This is a genomic window from Microbacterium sp. LWH11-1.2, from assembly GCF_038397745.1.
Classification (GTDB): Bacteria; Actinomycetota; Actinomycetes; order Actinomycetales; family Microbacteriaceae; genus Microbacterium.
The window spans coordinates 3,758,750-3,776,871 of the sequence record NZ_CP151636.1; the positions used below are offsets into that span (position 1 = coordinate 3,758,750).

An 18,122-nucleotide genomic window follows, 5' to 3' on the forward strand; every position below is an offset into this window, starting at 1 on the left:
TGTCGGCCTTTCGTACTCAGGTCGCATAACCTGGTATCACCAGCCTAACGACCGGAAGACCGCACCCGTGACGACCGCAGAAGAGCTCGACGAACGCTACGGCCGCACCCGCACGCGGCGGACGCCGTGGATCATCGGCGGCATCGTCGCCCTGCTGGTGGTCGGAGCCTTCGGCTGGATGATCGTGGCCCAGTCGATGAGCTCGGTGGATGCCGACGACCTCGGCTTCGACCTCGTCGACGAGCACACCGTCGACGTGCGGTTCCAGGTCACCGGCGTGCAGGGCAAGGACGTCGTGTGCGTGGTCGAGGCACTCGACGAGGAGTTCGGCGTGGTCGGCTGGAAGGTCGTCGAGATCCCCGCAGGAGACAGCCACTCGCAGGCCGTGTCGGCCTCGGTCCCGACCGTCTCCGCTGCCACCACAGGTTTGGTGAACACCTGCTGGGTCGCCTAGACTCTTCGCAGACAGACGACGCCCTGGCACCGTGCCGGGGCGTCTTGGCATATCCCCCGCAGTTCGCCGGCGGGACCGAAAGAAGGAGCTTCGTCATGTCCACCGACGCTCAGGTTCCCTTCCTCACGCAGGAAGCATATGACCGGCTCGTCGCCGAGCTGGAGCACCTGTCCACCACCGGCCGCGACGAGATCGCCAAGCGCATCGAAGCCGCCCGTGAAGAGGGCGACCTCAAGGAGAACGGCGGCTACCACGCCGCGAAGGACGAGCAGGGCAAGCAGGAGGCCCGCATCCGCACCCTGGAGGGTCTGCTGAAGACCGCGAAGGTCGGCGAGGCCCCGGCCAGCCGCGGCATCGTCGAGCCCGGCACCGTCGTCACCGCGGTCGTCGCGGGCGGCGAGGAGGTCTTCCTCCTCGGCAGCCGCGAGATCGCCGCCGGCGGCAGCGATCTCGACGTGTACAGCGAGGCGAGCCCGCTCGGCCAGGCGATCCTCGGCCTCAAGGTCGGCGAGAAGTCCTCCTACGAGGCTCCGAACGGCCGTTCGATCGCCGTCGAGATCGTGAACGTGGAGACGTACACCGGCTGACGTCGGTCACACGCGAGCGCCCCGGTGTCCCTGAGGATGCCGGGGCGCTTCGTCTCTGCCGGGAGATCAGTCGGGGACGACGATCGGCTCGAATCCGGCCCGGCGCAGAGTGTCGAGCGTGTGCTCGGAGTGCTCGGGTCCGCGCGTCTCGACGCTGAGCTCGAGGATGACGTCGCTGATCTGCAGGCCGTGGCCATGGCGCGTGTGCATGGCCTCCATGACGTTGGCTCCCGCCTCGGCGATGAGCTCGGAGACGCGCGCGAGCTGACCGGGCCGGTCGGGAAGCGGTACGCGGATCGTCAGGTACCGGCCCGAGGCCGCCAGGCCGTGCGAGACGACGCGCTGCAGCAGCAGCGGGTCGATGTTCCCGCCGGAGAGCACCGCCATCGTCGTCCCGGATCCGGTGACCTTGCCGGCCAGGATCGCCGCGACGCCCGCGGCGCCCGCCGGCTCCACGACGACCTTCGCCTGCTCGAGCAGCACGAGGATCGCCCGCGCCAGGTCGTCGTCGGAGACCGTGACGACCTCGTCGACGAGGTCTTTGATGATGTCGAACGGGATGGCGCCGGGACGCGCGACGAGGATGCCGTCGGCGATGGTCGGGCGCGTGACGATGTCGACGGGCTCGCCCGCCGCGAGCGACGGCGGCATGGCGGCCGCGTTCTCGGCCTGCACGCCGATCACCCGAACCGTGCGTCCGAGCTCGGCCGCACGGGCCTTGACCGCCGCGGCGACGCCGGCGATGAGGCCCCCGCCGCCGATGCCGAGGACGATGGTGTCGACGTCGGGGGCGTCGTCGAGGAGCTCGAGGCCGAGCGTGCCCTGGCCGATCACGACGTCACGGTGGTCGAACGGGTGGATGAGCACGGCCCCCGTGCGCTCCGAGAAGTCGGCCGCGAGGCGCAGCGACGTCGCCACGGTCTCGCCCTCGAGCACGACCTCGGCACCGTAGCCGCGGGTGGCCAGGAGCTTGGGCACCGGCACCCCCAGCGGCATGAAGATGGTGGCGGGGATCCCGAGCGCCTGAGCGGCCAGCGCGACGCCCTGCGCGTGGTTCCCGGCCGACGCCGCGACGACGCCGCGGGAGCGCTCTTCGGCGCTGAGTCTCGACAGCCGGTAGGCCGCGCCGCGGATCTTGAACGAGCCGGTGCGCTGCAGGTTCTCCATCTTCAGCAGCACCGGAGAGCCGAGCACGTCGGAGAGCGCGCGGGATGGCAGCGTCGGCGTGTGCGAGATCACCTCAGCCAGGCTCTGAGCCGCGTTCTCGAACTCGGAAAGGCTGGGGACTGCGCTCATCGATTCCTCCGTTGCCGCTCGCGCGGCACTGTGCTCCAGATCAGATCTCCGCTCGGGGCGGCGCCGGTGCGCCACGATCCCGAGCTCAGGGTCACCGCTGCGACGTTGACGAACGCCGCCAGCGGCACCGCGAACAGTGCGCCGGGGATGCCGGCGATCATCGCACCGCCGGCGACGACGAGCACGACGGCCAGCGGGTGCACCTTGACGGCGGAGCCCATCATGATGGGCTGCAGGATGTGTCCCTCGATCTGCTGCACCGCGAGCACCACGACGAGCATCCACAGCGCGATCCACGGTCCGTTGTAGACGAGCGCGAGGAAGACGGCGATGGCTCCGGTGGCGACCGCACCGACGATCGGGATGAACGAGCCGAGGAAGACCAGCACGGCGACAGGCAGTGCGAGCGGGACCTGCAGGAGGAAGGCTCCGAGGCCGATGCCGATCGCGTCGATCGTCGCGACGAAGAGCTGGGTGCGCGCGTAGTTGACGATCGTCCGCCAGCCGTTGCGGGCCGCGCCGTCGACCGCCGGGCGGGCGTTGCGCGGGAAGAGCTTGACGGTCCAGCGCCAGATGCCGCCGCCGTCGGCGAGGAGGCAGATGAGGCTGAACAGCGCGAGGAGCGCTCCGGTGACGACATGCCCCAGCGTCGTGCCGATCGCCAGCGCGCCCGAGAGCAGCGCCTGCGTCTGCTCCTCGATCATCGCGAAGCCCTGGTCGATGTAGTCGGCGATCTGGCTGTCGGACAGCTGCAGGGGGCCCTCGTGCAGCCAGACCTGGAAGCCGTCGATGGCCTTCGCGGTGCTCTCCTGCACGGCGGGGAGCTCGACGCGGACCTGCCACACGACGAGCCACACGAGTCCGGTGACGATCGCCGCCGTGCCGATGAGCGATACCGCGATGGCGGCCCACCGCGGGAACCGGTGGCGCAGCATCCACTCGAAGGCGGGCCACAGCAGCGCCGTGATGAGGATGGCGACCATCAGCGGGATCACCAGCAGCTTCAGCAGCATGACGAGCCAGATGAAGACGCCGAGGACCGCGGCGATGAGAAGCAGCCGCCACGAGTATGCGGCGGTGATGCGCAGCCTCGGGGGCACGGCCTCGTCGGCCTCGGTCGTCACGGTGCGGTCGGTGGAGACCGGGCGCGGGCGGAACAGGTCTCGCAGCCGGGGTCGCTGGTCCTCGCTCATCGCCCAAGTCTACGGCGGTCGCACGGCGGCTCACGACGCGATGTCACCGGCCGGCGATACGCTGACGACGTGACAGACACCCTCAGCCCCGCCCAGGCTCGCCGCATCGCTCTGGCCGCTCAGGGATTCACCCGTGCTCGTCCGGCATCCGTCTCCCGTCGCCATGTGGATCGGGTGATGGAACGACTCGGCGTGCTGCAGATCGACTCGGTCAACGTCTTCGCGCGTTCGCACTACCTGCCGCTGTTCTCGCGCCTCGGCGCCTATGAGCCGGCGCTGCTGGACCGCGTCTTCCTGGCCCGCACCACGCACTACGTGGAGTATCTCGCCCACGAGGCCACCTTCATCCCGATCGAGGACTGGCCGCTCTGGCGCTTCCGCATGGACGATTTCCGCCGGCGGTGGGCGGGCGAGGACTCGTGGCTGAGCGCCAACGCCCGCACGGTCCGGTGGGTGCAGGACGAGCTGCGCACGCGCGGCCCGCTGCGCCCGGCCGACCTGCGCGCCGATGCCCCGCGGGAACGCGGGACGTGGTGGGACTGGGACGAGGTCAAGCTCGCGCTCGAGCACCTCTGGCGCACGGGCGACGTCGCCGTGAGCGGACGCCGCGGCTTCGAGCGCACCTACGCGCTCGCCGAGCAGGTGATCCCCGATGCCATCCTCTCCCGCGAGATCCCGCGCGCCGAGGCGATCCACGAGCTGATGCGCCGCGCCGCGCGATCGAGCGGGGTGGCGACGCAGTCCGATCTCGCCGACTACTACCGCATCAAGGATCGGTCGACGGTGGCACGGTCGATCGCCGACCTCGTCGATGCCGGCGAGCTCGAACCCGTGCACGTCCGCGGCTGGGAGCGGAGCGGAAGACCCATCCCCGCTTGGCGCCACCGTGACGCGGTCCTGCCACGCAGGATCGACGCCGCGGCCCTGCTGACCCCCTTCGATCCGGTGGTCTGGTTCCGCGATCGAGCGCTTCGCACGTTCGACCTCGATTACCGCATCGAGATCTACGTCCCCGCCGAGAAGCGGAGGTTCGGCTACTACTCGCTGCCCGTCCTCGTCGGCGACCGCATCGTCGCGCGGGTCGACCTGAAAGCCGAGCGCGCGTCGTCGACCCTGCAGGTGCAGTCCGCGTGGTGGGAGCCGCAGGCGCGAGCCGAAGATGCGGGTCGCATCGCCGAGGAGCTCTCCCTCGCGGCGGCCTGGCAGGGGCTCGAGCACATCTCGGTCTCGGGCTGGGGCGACGCGACCGCCGCGATCCACGACGCTCTTCGCGGCCGCGCCGATGCTTCGATCCGGCGCCATCTGCACGCCAGGGAAAGCGTGTCATGACGCGGCGCCGGTGGTGGCTCGTCGGAGGCCTGGCCGCTCTCGTGGTCACCGCCGCGGGCGGGGTGCTGATCTGGCTGTCTCTCGCTCGGCCCGGCACCCCGCAGGAGGCGGCGAGCGCCTACGTGCGTGCGCTCGAGTCCGGCGACCCGGCGGCCGTTGCGGCGACCGGAGCAGACGTCTCCGCGACGGCGCTCGGCGCGTTCGCCGGGGCCAGCGCTCTCATCGACGGCGCCGAGGTCACCGGGGTCGAGCAGAACGGCGAGGCGGCGGCGACGGCGGACATCTCCTTCCGCCTCGGTGAGGAGAAGCGGACGGCACGGCTGGACATCACCCGGGTCGAGGGCCGCTGGACCGTCGGGGCGTCCGCGCTCGGCACCGCGACCGTGACCGCCGACCTGGGTTCGTCCGTCCGCCTCGGCGACGAGACCGTATCCGTCGGCGAGGCGGTGCTTCTGCTGCCCGCCGAGTACGCCGTCTCCGCCGCGCCCTCGTCGCTTCTCGACGGCTCGGCGAACCTGCTCGTGCTGCCGGGCGAGGACGTCGAGGTCACGGTCGAGGTCACTCCCCTGCCGGCAGCGATCGATGCCGCACAGGAGCAGCTCGACGGGCACCTCGCGGAGTGCACCGCATCAGACGACTCGACTCAGGCTCCGACGACGCCGGTCGGCTGCGGCATCCGCATCCCCTGGGGGACGGAGTTCCGCGACGTCACCGACATCCGCTATCGCATCGAGACGTCACCGGAGATCGCCCTGGACGCGACCGGGTTCCTCGCCGACGGGGGCGTTCTCATCGCGACCGTCACGGGGACCGGGCAGGACGGCACGGAGCGCACGACCACGTACCGCACCGATTCCTGGAGCATCCGCGGCGACATCGAGTTCACCGAGGAGGAGCTGGTCCTCACGGCGTGGTGAGAGATGCCTCAGCGGCGGGTTTCGACTCGCTGCGCTCGCTCAACCTTGATGCGCAGAGCGCATCAGAACTGCACGCGCGGCGGCTCCGAGATCGCGCCGCTGTCGGCGACCTCGAAGAACTCGCGCTCGGTGAAGCCCAGCCCCTTGGCGAAGAGGTTGTTCGGGAACACCTTGATCTTCGTGTTCAGCTCGCGCACGCCGCCGTTGTAGAACCGGCGCGCGGCCTGGATCTTGTCCTCGGTGTCGACGATCGCCTGCTGGAGCTGGAGGAAGTTCTGGCTCGCCTGCAGCTGCGGGTACGCCTCGGCGACGGCGAAGAGACTGCGCAGCGCCTGCTGCAGGTGCCCCTCAGCGATGCCGGCTTCCCCGGGACCGCCCGCGGACAGCGTCTCGGCGCGCGCGCGCGTGACGTTCTCGAAGACGGCCTTCTCATGGGAGGCATATCCCTTCACCGTCTCGATGAGGTTCGGGATGAGGTCGGCTCGTCGCTTGAGCTGCACCGTGATGCCGCTCCACGCCTCATCGACGCGGACGTTCAGCTGCACCAGCGAGTTGTACGTGGCCCAGAGATAGATGCCGACGAGCAGGATCACTCCGACGACGATCAGTACTGGCACGAGCCATTCCATCAGAGGCCCACCCTTCCTCGTGTTTCTCTTATCCTAGACGCGCTGTCTGCGCGTGCACTGGGGATCACGCGCTCCGGCGCCGTCCGAGCAGGTCAGTCGCCCAGCACGCGGTCGAGATAGCGGTTGCTGAACCGACGCTCGGGGTCGAGGCGGTCGCGCACGGCGACGAAGTCGTCGAACCGCGGGTAGATCACGCGCAGCGTCTCGGCGGTCTGCGTGTGGAGCTTGCCCCAGTGCGGCCGCCCTCCGTGCTCCTGCATGATGGCCTCGACGGCCCCGAAGTACTCCGTCGGATCGGCACGCCAGTAGCGGTGCACGGCGATGTAGGCGCTCGCTCGCCCGTGGGCCGTGGAGAGCCACCGGTCGTCCTGCGCGGCGAACCGCACCTCGACGGGGAACTCGATGCGCCAGCCCCGGCGGTCGATGAGCTCTCGCACGGCGCGGAACGCCGGGACGACGTTCTCGGCGGGGATCGCGTATTCCATCTCGCGGAAGCGCACCGTGCGGCTCTGCGTGAGGACGCGATTCGACAGGTCGGTGTACTCGCGATCTCCGGTGAGCTTCACCGCCAGCCGACTGAACGGCGGGGTGACGGCCGGGACGAGCTGTCCTGCCGCGCACACGAGCCGATAGACGCCGTTGGACAGCAGAGTCTCGTCGATCCACTTCCCCACCGTCGGGAGCGGCTTGCGCACAGCCGATTCGGGCAGGCGGGACTGCCGCTTGGTGAGCGCGACATCGGTGTGCGGGAACCAGTAGAACTCGAAGTGGTCGGATGCCGAGACGTGGCTCTCGATCTGATCCAGCACGTCCTCCAGCGGCATCGGCTCGTCGACCGCGTGCATGACGAACGTCGGGACGCACTGGAGGGTGACCTCGACGATGATGCCGAGCGCGCCGAGTCCGAGCGCGGCGGCGGGCAGGAGTTCGCTGTTCTGCTGCTCGTCGATGCGGAGGAACTCGCCGGCGGCCGTGATGATCGTGAGGCCGACGACCTGGGTGGCGAGCCCGCCGAAAGCAGCGCCGGTGCCGTGTGTGCCGGTCGAGATCGCCCCGGAGATCGACTGCCGATCGATGTCGCCGAGGTTCTCCATCGCCAGGCCGTACGGTGCGAGGAGCGCCGGGATCCGATGCAGCCGGGTGCCCGCGAGCAGGGTCACGCGCCCGGTGACGGCATCCGCCGAGACCAGGCCCTGCATGTCGTCGAGTTCCAGCAGCACGCCCGGCGCGACGGCGATGCCCGTGAAGCTGTGACCGGCACCCACCGCCTTCACCGTGAGCCCGTGGTGCACGGCGGCGATCACCGCCCGCTGCACACCCTCGGGGCTGCGCGGACGCTCCACTCGCACAGGACGGACCGACGCCGACCGCCCCCAGTTCTGCCAGGTGCCGCCGATTCTCGTCACAGGAACGCCTTTCCCTCGCCGCGGTAGGTCGGCAGCTCGTCGATGATCTCGTCACCGGAGACGAGGTGGTACCGCTCGATCCGCTCGGCCGGCTCGCCGCTCTTCGCGTGCCGGAACCAGACCCGGTCCCCGACGCCGAGAGCGGTCGCCGCGGGGCCCTGCAGCGGTGTCTGCACCTCGCCGGCGGCCTCGCGAGTGAGAGTCCGGAGACTTTGCGGCCAGACCGGCTTCGGCTGACGTGAGGCGACGGCCGGGCCCGATGCGATCCACCCCCCGCCGAGCACGGTCGCGATGTCGCGAGCCGGACGACGGACGACATCGAAGGCGAAGGCGGATGCCGGAGCCGGCTGGAACGACCGATAGCCGTCGAACAGGTGACCACCGAGGAGCCCGCTGCCGGCACTCGCCTCGGTGAGGGACTCGTCGCTGCCGGTGAACTCGAGCGACCCCGTGCCTCCGCCGTTGAGGAACTCCATCGGCGCGAGGGCGGTGACGGCCTCGACGATCGCCGCCCGGCGCTCGCGCAGCTCGGCGCGCGACCGCGCCTGCACCATGCGGATCAGCGGCGCATCGGACCCGGCGTCATCGCCCTGACCGGCGATCTGCGCGTCGTACATCTGCAGCCCCACGAGCCGGAAACCGGGGCGCGCGATGACCTTCCGGGCGAAGCCGGCGACCTCTCCCGCGGTGAAGAGCGCCGAGCGGCGGACGCCGATGTGCCCGAGGACCGAAGACTTCCACGAGGCGTCGACATCGACTGCGACGCGGATCTCCGGACGTTCGCCCGGCCCCTTGATGCTGTCGATGAGGTCGAGATGCGCCGGGTCGTCGACCATGAGCGTGATGCGGCGCGCCGCCTGCTCATCGGCGAACAGGCTCTCGAGGCTCGTCCGGTCCACCGTCGGGTAGGCGAGCACGATGTCGTCGTGGGTCTCGGCGAGCCAGAGGGCCTCCGCGAGAGTGAACGCGAGGATGCCGCGGTACCCGGGGAGCTTCAGGACGGCGTCCAGGACCGCACGCACGCGCACCGACTTGGATGCGACGCGGATGGGCAGGCCACCGGAGCGCACCAGCATGTCCATCGCGTTGTAGCGCAGCGCCTCTCGGTCGATCACCGCGACCGGCGCGGGCAGGTGCTGCGTCGCGGCGGAGAGGCGAGGCCAGTATCGAGCCGGATCCTGCCACTCGGGGGCAACCACGGGGGCACCCGGAACGGGGCTCAGTTCTTCGGTGAGGTCGAGCACTCCCCCACCCTATGGCTTCTCGGACTCCGGATCACGTCCGGCGGCACCCCGTCGCACGCACCGGTCGCCGATAGGCTGGCGGCGTGGCCCCCGTAGCCCAATGGCAGAGGCAGGCGACTTAAAATCGCTTCAGTCTGGGTTCGAGTCCCAGCGGGGGCACGCCGATCCTCGGAACCGTGGCACACGCCCGTGTCACTACCTCGTCGCGGCTGCGGCTGCAGAGCCGGCCGCGACGGGCGCCTTCTCATCCGCGCCCTTGATGACCCAGTACACGACGGCGACGGCGAGCAGTCCGATGAACGGTGTGAGCAGCACACCCCAGGCGACGCCCATCGGAGCGAAGCCCACCGAGAACGCGGCCACGTCCCAGAGGCCGTGCAGCACCATCGCCCACACCAGGGAACCCGTCACCCTGCGCACGATGTAGAAGCAGGTCCCCGACATCGCCGCGATGCCCGCCTGCGAAAGCGCGCTCATCAGCGGATCGCCGAGAGCGGCGTTCACCAGGTGCATCGCACCGAACAGGAGGCTCGTCAGCAGCCAGACCCAGACCTCGGAGAATCTCGACCGGAACGCCGTGAGAAGGAGACCGCGAGACATCAGCTCTTCGCAGAATCCGACGCAGACACCCAGCGCGAGGAGCGAGAGGAGGAAGGACGTGTCGAACTTCGACCAGTCGGTGTTGAGGAGGTTGGCGATCGCGACGACGAGCATGATCGCCGGAACGAAGATGGGCCACTTGTGGTGCGATCGGCTTCGCTCGAAGAGTGCCGGGCGCCACCAGCCGAGGAGCGAGGTCGTGATCGCGAGGAGCACGCCGGCGACGGCGAGATCCATCACGGCACCCCGCCAGGTGGTGTCGGCCGACTTCCCGATCTCCGTGAACCCGACCCCGCTGAGCTTCGTGACGGCGAAGATGACGATCACGTAGCCGACGTAGATCGCGAGGCCGATCCAGACACGAGGATGCACACGCATGGCACTGCCCTCCGATTCACCGCGACGGACGGAACGCGCTCAGCGTAGCGCTCGATCAGTGCGCCGCGGAAGATCTGTGCTCACTCGTCGATCACGGCAGGTTCCCGTCGAGCAGCGGCCGCCTCGCGTATCCGTCGCACGACCAGGACCACCAGCGCGATCGCGATGGCCGTGTACACCGCGTAGTCCAGGTATCCGAGGTAGTGCTCGAGCTTCTCGTGCTGCGTGCCGAGCGCCGCGCCCACTCCCAGGAGCAGCGCATTCCACAGCCCGCTGCCGAGGATCGTGTAGACGCTGAATGTGAGCAGATTCATTCGCGATGCCCCGGCCGGGATCGAGATCAGGCTGCGCACGCCCGGCACCATGCGGCCGACGAGCACGGTCCACGCGCCGCTCCGCGCGAACCAGGCCGCACCCCGCTCGAGATCGGACCTGCTGACGAGCCGGGTGCCGGCGAGCAGCCGGATCGCCCGCGCCATGCCGATGGCCGATCCCAGCCCGTAGAGGAGCAGCGCTCCCAGCCACGACGCGAGCGTGCTCCAGAAGAGGAGCCATCCGAGGGTCAGCTGTCCGCTCTGGCTGAGATAGCCGGCGAACGGCAGGATCACCTCGCTCGGGATGGGCGGCACCAGCACCTCGAGGAAGACGAGCACCCCGACACCGATGTCTCCGAGTGCGGTGAGGACGTCGGCCGCGAAACCGCTCAGGCCGGTGAAGCCGTGGTCGGCACCCGTCATGCGATCCCCGCCTATCGTCCGAAGATGTCGCCGAGCCCCGGGATCCCGAGGTCGCCGAGACGCTCGCCCCAGCCGGTCGCGGTCTCGCCGAGCCCCGACACCGCCTCGCCGGCGGATCCCATCAGCTCCTCCGCACCGCCGGTGAACGCTTCCACATCGACGCCCGAGGCGAGCGCCTCCAGATCGACACCCTCTGCCAGAGCGCTGAAGTCGACGCCGAGCCCCGCAGCCTGCTCCAGGAGCGGAGCAGCGACGGTGCTGAGCACCGCGCCACCCGCGACCGCACCGAGGATGCCGACCGCCGCGCCTCCGGCCAGGACCGCGGCACCGCCCGTCCCGCTCCCGCGGACGCGGGACAGGAGTCCGCGCATCCGACCGGGACGCAGGGCCTCGGCGCGTCCGGCCGCGCGCGCGAGGTCATCCGGCGAGGAGGAGTGCGGGCGCTCGCCCGGTGCGAGTTCCGCACGCATGCGCTCCTCGACCAGGGTGCGCTGCTGCGGCGTCAGGCGGGCGAACGCGTCACGATGGATCTGCTCGATGCGCTGCGGATCGGCGGTGTTCATCAGGTAGTCGTAGCGCGCGATCGCGGCTCGATCGGCGTCGGTCCCTGTCGTGGCCGCTCGAGCTCCCGAGGCCGATCCGACGTGCGCTGCCGTCGCACCGGGAGCGGGCGGCGGCGCGTACGGGTCTGCGGCGGCGGGAGGCGACGGCGGGGCGGGCACCCGGCGTTCTGCGTGGTGCCCGGCACTCTCCGACGGACCTCGCACGGCGTCGACGGCGCCGCGGAGCACGCCGCCCCAATCGGTCGATGACCGGGATCCGTCAGCGGGACTGCCGCTGCGCGCGGACCCGGAGTTCTTCTCCAGGGCTTCGGAGGCGATGCCGATCAAGCGGGAGAGCTTTCCCATGATGGTCCCTTTCGTGGGGCGGTGCGGACCACCGGGATTCCACGACGTCGGACGACGGCAAGAGTCGAGGCAGCCCGCAGAGCGGGTGCCAAGGTCTCCTCCACCCTCTCGGGCCGACGGGCCGGGACACGATCTCGTGTCCGTAATGACGACTCCGCCGCAGACGGGAGTACTCCCCTTGCGCGCTCGACATTACCGAGCCGAGCTATGCGTGACCTCCACGCCGCGCGCTGGAACGCGAACAGCCCTCCCCGGCAGAGGGAGGGCTGTTCGGACGGGCTGAGCCGAGGTGCTACTTGGCGGCGACCTTCTCGGCGACAGGCTTCTTGGCCGGAGCCTTCTTGGCCGGAGCCTTCTTCGCCGCCGGAGCCTTCGCGGCCGGAGCCTTCTCGGCTGCCGGAGCTTTCTCCGTCGCGGCAGCGTCGACCGGGGCCTTGTCGTCGGGGACCGCGCCGGTCACGGCGGTGGTCGTCGCGGCATCCGACGACGGCGAGGCCGGAACGGCGGGCGCGGCGGGAGCGGCTGCACGCGGACGTGCCGCGAACTCCTCGAAGACGTAGCGCGGGTTCTGCACGGTCTCGAGGTTCACCAGGTCGCGGCCGAGCCACAGGTTGTTCCACCAGCCCCAGATCACGCGGAACTTGCGCTCCCACGTGGGCATCGCGAGGCCGTGGTAGCCGCGGTGGGCGACCCACGCGACGAAGCCCTTGAGCGCGAGCTTTCCGGACTGGAAGACACCGTTGTAGAGGCCGAGACCGGCCACGGCGCCCATGTTCTTGTGGAAGTACTCCTTCGGGGTCTCCCCGCGGAGCACGGCGACGATGTTCTTCGCGAGCAGCTTCGCCTGACGCACCGCGTGCTGGGCGTTCGGCACGCAGAAGCCGCCGACGCCACCGCCGGAGAGATCAGGGACGGCCGAGACGTCACCGGCAGCCCAGGCGCCTTCGACGAAAGCCTCGGGGGTGCCGACGCGGAGGTCCGCGCGGGTCTGGATGCGACCGCGCTCCTCGACGGGCAGGTCGCCGCCGCGGACGACGGTCGGGTTCGCCATGACACCGGCGGTCCAGACGATCAGGTCGGTCGGGATGACCTCACCGGTGGAGAGCTCGACGTTTCCGTCGACAGCGCTGGTGAGCTGCGTGTCGAGGTGCACGTTCGCACCGCGCTTGGCGAGGTCCTTGAGCACCCACTCGCTCGTCTTCAGCGAGACCTCGGGCATGATGCGGCCCATCGCCTCGATGAGGTGGAAGTGCGTGTCGTCGAACGTCAGCTGCGGGTACTTCGACACCAGCGACGAGGCGAGCGAACGCAGCTCGGCGAACACCTCGATACCGGCGAAGCCACCGCCGACGACGATGACGGTGAGCAGTCGGTCGCGCTCGGGACCGGCGGGCAGGGACGCCGCCTTGTCGAAGTTCGACATGAGGCGGTCGCGGATCGCGACGGCCTCTTCGATCGTCTTGAGGCCGATCGCGTTGTCGGCGATGCCCGGGATCGGGAACGTGCGCGAGACGGCGCCGGCGGTCACGACGATCTGGTCGTACGCGAACTCGTACGGCTCACCGAGCGGCGGCGTGATCGTCGCGGTCTTCTCGGCGTGGTTGATGTTCGTCACCTTGGCGGTGATGACGTTCGTGCGCTTGAGGTGACGTCGGTGCGCGACCACGGAGTGCCGAGCCTCGATCGAGCCCGCGGCGACCTCGGGGAGGAACGGCTGGTACGTCATGTACGGCAGCGGGTCGACCATGGTCACCTCCGCCTCGCCCTTGCGCAGGTGCTTCTCGAGCTTCCACGCGCTGTAGAAGCCCGCGTAGCCTCCACCGACGATCAGAATCTTGGGCACAGTGCTGTTCTGAGGCACAGGGGAACAACTCCTTGGAGTCAGGAATGTGGCGTACGAGAAACGCGCGCCGATCGGATGCGCCGGGCAGCTGCGGTGACGCCAAGCGCTATCAGGATACCAGGGACTGTGAGGGCGATGAGCGGCAGGGTACCGTAGCGCAGCGAATCAGCGCTGGGAAGCAGCGGTGAGCCCGCCTCGGTCGGCGCGTCGGCATCCGGGAGCGGCTCGACGGCGACCGGAGTGATCGTCGGCTCGGGCTGCGGCTCGGTGTCGGCGCGCCGGAAGAAGTGGATCCATTCGGCGAGATCCCCCATGGGATTCTCGTCCACCGGGGCGATGTCGGCGGAGATCGCCGCCGCCGCATCGACGAGCCCGAAGCCGTACAGCGGATCCCTCGGCTTCACGGCGTCGGCGACGGGCATCGCGGTCTTGATGATCCGGTTGATGACGTCGATCGCCTTGATGTCGGGATGCGCCGAGCGGATCAGCGCCGCGACGCCGGCCACGATCGGGGCGGCACCGCTGGTGCCCCTCCAGGAGACGACCTCGCCGTTCGCGGAGACGCCCAGCAGACCTTCGCTGGGAGCGGAGATGCCGATCGTGATCCCCTGCGTGGAGGCCTCGACGCTGGCCGTACCGGTCTGATCGACGCCGCCGACGGTCAGGACGCCGGGGATCGTGGCCGGCGCACCGATGATGTCGGTGCCGCTCCCCCGGTTGCCCGCGGCGACCACGACGACGACATCGTGCTCGAAGGCGTAGAGGAACGCGTCGTCCCAGCTCTCATCCCAGTCGAGCGTGTTCGTGGTGAACGACAGGTTGATGACGTCGGCGCCGTTGTCGACGGCCCAGCGCATCGCCTTGGCGACCTGCTCGGTGAACGGCACGGCCGCCGCCGCACCGAACCCCACGGAGATGGACAGGAGGTTCGCCTCGGGGGCGACGCCGATCATGCCGGTGCCGTCGGGGGATCCGCGGCCGGCGGCCAGCGACGCCACCCAGGATCCGTGGTTCCCGTCGACCGCTCCGACCGGCGTGCGGCCGTCGGGGGTGCCGGTCCCGGAGACGTCGGTCCCGCCGATCACGGCGTCGCCGAACGTCTGCGGAACCTTACCGATGCCCGTGTCGATCACGGCGATCGTGACGCCGGCGCCCCTGGTCGTCTTCCAGGCCTCGCGGATCTTGGCCCCGTCGAGCCAGTACTCCGACGCACGCACCGGATCGGTGGGGTTGTCGGGGATCGGCGGAGGCGTCGCCGTGGCGCCGAGGAGCAGGACGGATGCCGCCACGACCGCGAGGGCCGTGACGCTGCGCAGCATCCGTCGCGGGCTCACGCCGACCGCGCCGCCTCGTCGCGGGTCGCCGCACCGGGGTCCTCGCAGCGGCACACCGACGGCGACCAGGCGGATCGTTCGAGTGCGATGTCGCCGATCGGATTCACTCCCGGCCCTGCCGCGAGCGCATGCCCCGCGAGGGCGTGCAGGCACTTGACGCGGGTGGGCATGCCGCCCGCCGAGATGCCGTCGATCTCCGGCACGTCGCCGAACCGCCCGCGATCGGCCAGATACGCCTCGTGTGCGGCGAGATAGCCGGCTGCGACCGCCTCGTCGTCGGCGAGGAGAGCCGCGAGCTCCGGCATCACCTGCGTGGCCTCGAGGGTCGACATCGCCGCCGTCGCGGACGGGTGGGTCAGGTAGTAGAAGGTCGGGAACGGCGTTCCGTCGGGCAGCCGCGGTGTCGTGGCGACGACCGTCGGGTTGCCGCAGGCGCATCGCGCCGCGATGCCGACCACACCGCGTGCAGGGCGGCCGAGCTGCGCCGAGATGACGGCGAGCTCGGCGGGCGTGGGGGCGGGGAAAGGCGGCGTGGTCACCCCACCAGCGTAGGGGAGCCGCCAGGGAGGATGCTCGGAGCGAACACTCAGGGAGCGACGGCCGCGGTGTCGCTGAGCCCTGTCGAGACGAGGGTGCGCAGCAGCTGCGGCATCCAGTCCGCCGGCTTCTCCTCGAGAGTGTCGCTGATCGGATCCTGCTCCCGCGGAAGCGCGGAAGGGTCGAGGTCGTTGTCGATCAGGTACACGACCTCCCCCGGCTTCACGTAGTACAGGCGCTCGCGGGCCTGGGTCGTGATGTAGGCGGGATCGCTCCAGCGCTCGCGCTCCGCGATGAGATCGGCGATCTCGTCCTCGCTGACCTTCACGGAGGCCTCGAGCGCCGCGATCTTCTGCCGCTGATCGATGAACGTGCCGAGTGTCGGCACGAGCACCCACGCTCCCAGCACGACGAGGGACAGCATGATGACGGAGAAGGCGGAGAGACGGATGCCGGAAGCCCACTCGCGGACATCGACACCCTGCGTGCTCCCCTTGGCGCGCTTCCGCCGCTGCGCGGACGCCGCTCGAGCGTCGGCCTTGGCGCGCCCCTTCTTGGGCGTCGACGGCGGGGACGCCGGAGCCTTCGGAGACGCCGAAGGAGGAGCCGGTCGTCGTACCACGGCTCCTCCTCCGGTCACCGCTCAGGCGGTGTGAATCTGACTTCTTTCTGAGCGCGGGCCGGGCTCAGCCCTGGTAGCGAGGGAAGGCCGAACGTCCGGCGAACACAGCGGCGTCGCCCAGCTCCTCCTCGATGCGCAGAAGCTGATTGTACTTCGCGACGCGCTCGCTGCGGGCAGGCGCACCCGCCTTGATCTGACCCGCGTTCGTCGCGACGACGAGGTCGGCGATCGTGGTGTCCTCGGTCTCGCCCGAGCGGTGCGAGAGCATCGCCGTGTAGCCCGAGCGCTGCGCCAGGCTGACCGCGTCGAACGTCTCGGTGAGCGTGCCGATCTGGTTGACCTTCACGAGCAGCGAGTTCGCGACGCCGCGCTTGATGCCGTCGGCGAGGCGCTGCGGGTTGGTGACGAACAGGTCGTCGCCCACGAGCTGGACCTTGGTGCCGAGCGCATCGGTGAGGTGCTTCCAGTTGTCCCAGTCGTCCTCGGCGAGAGCATCCTCGATCGTGACGATCGGGAAGTCGTTGACCAGACCGACGTAGTACTCGGTCAGCGCGGCGGCGTCCCAGTCCTTGTTGTCGAGACGGTAGACGCCGTCCTTGAAGAACTCGGTGGCGGCGACGTCGAGGCCGAGGGCGATGTCGGAGCCGGGCGTGAAGCCCGCCTTCTCGATCGCCTTGACCAGGAAGTCGAGGCCCTCGCGGTTGCTGGGCAGGTCGGGGGCGAAGCCACCCTCGTCGCCGAGGCCCGTGGCGTAGCCGGCGGCCTTCAGCTCGGCCCGGAGCACGTGGTAGGTCTCCACACCCCAGCGGAGCGCCTCGGAGTAGGTCTCGGCGCCGATCGGCGCGAGGAAGAACTCCTGCATGTCGATGCCGTTGTCGGCGTGCTCGCCGCCGTTGATGACGTTGAACAGCGGAACGGGCAGCACGTGCGCGTTCGGGCCGCCGAGGTAGCGGAAGAGGGGAAGGTCGGCGGAGTCCGCCGCGGCCTTCGAGACCGCGAGGCTGACGCCGAGGATGGCGTTGGCGCCGACGCGCTTCTTGTTCTCGGTGCCGTCGACCTCGATGAGGATCTCGTCGACGATGCGCTGCTCGCTCGCCTCGACGCCTTCGATGGCCGGGCCCAGCTCGTCGATGATGGCCTCGACGGCCTTGAGCACGCCCTTGCCGCCGTAGCGGCTCTTGTCTCCGTCGCGCAGCTCGTACGCCTCGAACGCACCGGTGGATGCACCGGAGGGGACGGCGGCCCGCTGGACGATGCCATCGTCGAGGAGCACCTCCACCTCGACGGTCGGGTTTCCGCGCGAGTCGAGAATCTCGCGTGCGCCTACAGCCTCGATCAGTGCCACTGATGTGCTCCTTGCTCAGAGAAAACGTTGTGTGGAGCGTCGTCGGTCCGCGCTCAGTCTAGCCCGGCCCTTCGACAAGCTCAGGGACCCGTCAGACGACGAGCGCGAGCGCGACGCCGTCCCAGCCCTTCGCGCCGACCGTCTGCAGGGCCGTCGCGTCGAACCGCGGGTCGTCGCCCAGCATCCGCAGTCCGTCGCGGGTGCCGATCACCTTGGAGTCCGTCGAATCGTCGCGCACGATCTCGCCCTCGCGCCCGATGTTGTCGAGCACGATCACCGTCCCCGGATGGCCGAGCTTCGCCGCCCAGTCGAGGTAGACGGTGTTGGACTCCTTGTCGGCGTCGATGAACACCAGGTCGAATCCGGCGATCAGGGTCGGCAGCACGTCGGCGCCGCGTCCGACGCGGATGTCGACGCGATCGCCCACGCCGGCCGCGTCGATGCTGGCTCGTGCGACGGCGGCGTTGTCCGCCTCCGCCTCGATCGTCACGACCCTCCCCTCCGGTCCGACAGCGCGGGCCAGCCAGATCGTGGAGTACCCGCCGAGCGTGCCGATCTCGAGCACCCGCCGCGCGCCGCTGATGCGGACGAGGAGGTCGAGCAGCTTGCCGGCCACCGGCGCCACCTCGATCTCGGGAAGGCCGGCTGCGCGCTGAGCCTCGAGCGCCGCCTCGAGCGCCGGGTCGTGTCCGACCAGGGTGTCGACGAGGAAGGCGTCGGCCTGCGACCATGCTGCGGGGGTGGATTCCATGCCCTCAGCCAA

General features: G+C 70.0%; 18 protein-coding genes and 1 tRNA gene. 5 read left to right on the forward strand and 14 right to left on the reverse strand.

The annotated features are described in order from the left end of the window. Positions 1–67 precede the first annotated feature (67 nt). Both MRBLWH11_RS18425 and greA read left to right on the forward strand, forming a co-directional pair. The gene (locus tag MRBLWH11_RS18425) at positions 68–454 is read left to right on the forward strand and encodes a DUF4307 domain-containing protein (RefSeq protein WP_341945868.1); all 387 of its coding nucleotides are present in this window, start codon (positions 68–70) and stop codon (positions 452–454) included. Positions 455–549: 95 nt separating this feature from the next. Beyond that, complete coding sequence (gene greA / locus MRBLWH11_RS18430) at positions 550–1,041, forward strand: transcription elongation factor GreA (RefSeq protein ID WP_116636933.1); 492 nt, start codon at positions 550–552, stop codon at positions 1,039–1,041. A gap of 66 nt (positions 1,042–1,107) precedes the next feature. Here greA and ilvA read toward each other — a convergent pair whose 3' ends face one another. After that, positions 1,108–2,337, reverse strand: a complete 1,230-nt coding sequence (gene ilvA / locus MRBLWH11_RS18435; RefSeq protein WP_341945869.1) for a threonine ammonia-lyase — start codon at positions 2,335–2,337, stop codon at positions 1,108–1,110. Then, positions 2,334–3,530, reverse strand: a complete 1,197-nt coding sequence (locus MRBLWH11_RS18440; RefSeq protein ID WP_116636931.1) for an AI-2E family transporter — start codon at positions 3,528–3,530, stop codon at positions 2,334–2,336. Before MRBLWH11_RS18440 ends, ilvA begins: the two co-directional genes overlap by 4 nt. Before the next feature lie 69 nt (positions 3,531–3,599). Between MRBLWH11_RS18440 and MRBLWH11_RS18445 the strand changes: the two genes are divergently transcribed. Together MRBLWH11_RS18445 and MRBLWH11_RS18450 are read left to right on the forward strand one after the other, a co-directional pair. After that, entirely contained in the window at positions 3,600–4,859 is a 1,260-nt protein-coding gene (locus tag MRBLWH11_RS18445; RefSeq protein ID WP_341945870.1) for a crosslink repair DNA glycosylase YcaQ family protein, read from the forward strand. After that, positions 4,856–5,776 carry a hypothetical protein gene (locus MRBLWH11_RS18450; protein WP_341945871.1) on the forward strand — a complete coding sequence of 307 codons (921 nt, stop codon included), beginning with the start codon at positions 4,856–4,858 and terminating at the stop codon, positions 5,774–5,776. The genes MRBLWH11_RS18445 and MRBLWH11_RS18450 overlap by 4 nt, the downstream gene beginning before the upstream one ends. 62 nt (positions 5,777–5,838) lie before the next feature. On the opposite strand, the gene MRBLWH11_RS18455 is transcribed toward MRBLWH11_RS18450, so the two are convergent. The 3 genes from MRBLWH11_RS18455 to MRBLWH11_RS18465 all read right to left on the reverse strand — a co-directional run bounded on the left by MRBLWH11_RS18455 (position 5,839) and on the right by MRBLWH11_RS18465 (position 9,055). Then, on the reverse strand, positions 5,839–6,405 hold the full coding sequence (locus tag MRBLWH11_RS18455) for a LemA family protein (protein ID WP_116636928.1): 567 nt from the start codon (positions 6,403–6,405) through the stop codon (positions 5,839–5,841). A gap of 92 nt (positions 6,406–6,497) precedes the next feature. Then, a complete protein-coding gene (locus MRBLWH11_RS18460) occupies positions 6,498–7,811 on the reverse strand; it encodes a D-arabinono-1,4-lactone oxidase (protein WP_341945872.1) in 1,314 nt (437 codons plus the stop codon). Beyond that, complete coding sequence (locus MRBLWH11_RS18465; protein WP_341945873.1) at positions 7,808–9,055, reverse strand: amino acid deaminase/aldolase; 1,248 nt, start codon at positions 9,053–9,055, stop codon at positions 7,808–7,810. The genes MRBLWH11_RS18460 and MRBLWH11_RS18465 overlap by 4 nt, the downstream gene beginning before the upstream one ends. 86 nt (positions 9,056–9,141) lie before the next feature. On the opposite strand from MRBLWH11_RS18465, the gene MRBLWH11_RS18470 reads away from it, so the two are divergent. Continuing rightward, positions 9,142–9,214, forward strand: a tRNA-Leu gene (locus MRBLWH11_RS18470). 36 nt (positions 9,215–9,250) lie between these two features. Here MRBLWH11_RS18470 and MRBLWH11_RS18475 read toward each other — a convergent pair. The 9 genes from MRBLWH11_RS18475 to MRBLWH11_RS18515 form a co-directional block, all read right to left on the reverse strand. After that, positions 9,251–10,033: a CPBP family intramembrane glutamic endopeptidase gene (locus MRBLWH11_RS18475; RefSeq protein ID WP_341945874.1), complete on the reverse strand. Its 783-nt coding sequence runs from the start codon at positions 10,031–10,033 to the stop codon at positions 9,251–9,253. 80 nt (positions 10,034–10,113) lie between these two features. After that, positions 10,114–10,770, reverse strand: coding sequence for a DedA family protein (locus tag MRBLWH11_RS18480; RefSeq protein WP_341945875.1), 657 nt, complete (start codon positions 10,768–10,770; stop codon positions 10,114–10,116). 11 nt (positions 10,771–10,781) lie between these two features. After that, positions 10,782–11,678 (reverse strand): cation-transporting ATPase, encoded by an 897-nt coding sequence (locus MRBLWH11_RS18485; protein WP_341945876.1) that lies wholly within the window; start codon positions 11,676–11,678, stop codon positions 10,782–10,784. 292 nt (positions 11,679–11,970) lie between these two features. Beyond that, a complete protein-coding gene (locus tag MRBLWH11_RS18490) occupies positions 11,971–13,521 on the reverse strand; it encodes an NAD(P)/FAD-dependent oxidoreductase (protein ID WP_341945877.1) in 1,551 nt (516 codons plus the stop codon). A 38-nt stretch (positions 13,522–13,559) separates the two neighbouring features. Beyond that, positions 13,560–14,855: a S8 family serine peptidase gene (locus MRBLWH11_RS18495; RefSeq protein ID WP_341945878.1), complete on the reverse strand. Its 1,296-nt coding sequence runs from the start codon at positions 14,853–14,855 to the stop codon at positions 13,560–13,562. Next, complete coding sequence (locus MRBLWH11_RS18500) at positions 14,852–15,394, reverse strand: DUF501 domain-containing protein (RefSeq protein ID WP_341945879.1); 543 nt, start codon at positions 15,392–15,394, stop codon at positions 14,852–14,854. The genes MRBLWH11_RS18495 and MRBLWH11_RS18500 overlap by 4 nt, the downstream gene beginning before the upstream one ends. A 47-nt stretch (positions 15,395–15,441) precedes the next feature. Then, positions 15,442–16,014: a septum formation initiator family protein gene (locus tag MRBLWH11_RS18505; RefSeq protein ID WP_341945880.1), complete on the reverse strand. Its 573-nt coding sequence runs from the start codon at positions 16,012–16,014 to the stop codon at positions 15,442–15,444. A gap of 64 nt (positions 16,015–16,078) precedes the next feature. After that, positions 16,079–17,359 (reverse strand): phosphopyruvate hydratase, encoded by a 1,281-nt coding sequence (gene eno, locus MRBLWH11_RS18510; protein ID WP_116636920.1) that lies wholly within the window; start codon positions 17,357–17,359, stop codon positions 16,079–16,081. A 91-nt stretch (positions 17,360–17,450) separates the two neighbouring features. Further along, positions 17,451–18,110, reverse strand: a complete 660-nt coding sequence (locus tag MRBLWH11_RS18515) for an O-methyltransferase (RefSeq protein ID WP_341945881.1) — start codon at positions 18,108–18,110, stop codon at positions 17,451–17,453. Positions 18,111–18,122 lie beyond the last annotated feature (12 nt).

Coding starts and splice junctions, on each gene's coding strand:
- MRBLWH11_RS18455 (WP_116636928.1), bottom strand. CDS start 6,405: ATGGAATGGCTCGTGCCAGTACTGATCGTCGTCGGAGTGATCCTGCTC.
- ilvA (WP_341945869.1), bottom strand. CDS start 2,337: ATGAGCGCAGTCCCCAGCCTTTCCGAGTTCGAGAACGCGGCTCAGAGC.
- MRBLWH11_RS18515 (WP_341945881.1), bottom strand. CDS start 18,110: ATGGAATCCACCCCCGCAGCATGGTCGCAGGCCGACGCCTTCCTCGTC.
- MRBLWH11_RS18480 (WP_341945875.1), bottom strand. CDS start 10,770: ATGACGGGTGCCGACCACGGCTTCACCGGCCTGAGCGGTTTCGCGGCC.
- MRBLWH11_RS18485 (WP_341945876.1), bottom strand. CDS start 11,678: ATGGGAAAGCTCTCCCGCTTGATCGGCATCGCCTCCGAAGCCCTGGAG.
- MRBLWH11_RS18440 (WP_116636931.1), bottom strand. CDS start 3,530: ATGAGCGAGGACCAGCGACCCCGGCTGCGAGACCTGTTCCGCCCGCGC.
- MRBLWH11_RS18450 (WP_341945871.1), top strand. CDS start 4,856: ATGACGCGGCGCCGGTGGTGGCTCGTCGGAGGCCTGGCCGCTCTCGTG.
- MRBLWH11_RS18475 (WP_341945874.1), bottom strand. CDS start 10,033: ATGCGTGTGCATCCTCGTGTCTGGATCGGCCTCGCGATCTACGTCGGC.
- greA (WP_116636933.1), top strand. CDS start 550: ATGTCCACCGACGCTCAGGTTCCCTTCCTCACGCAGGAAGCATATGAC.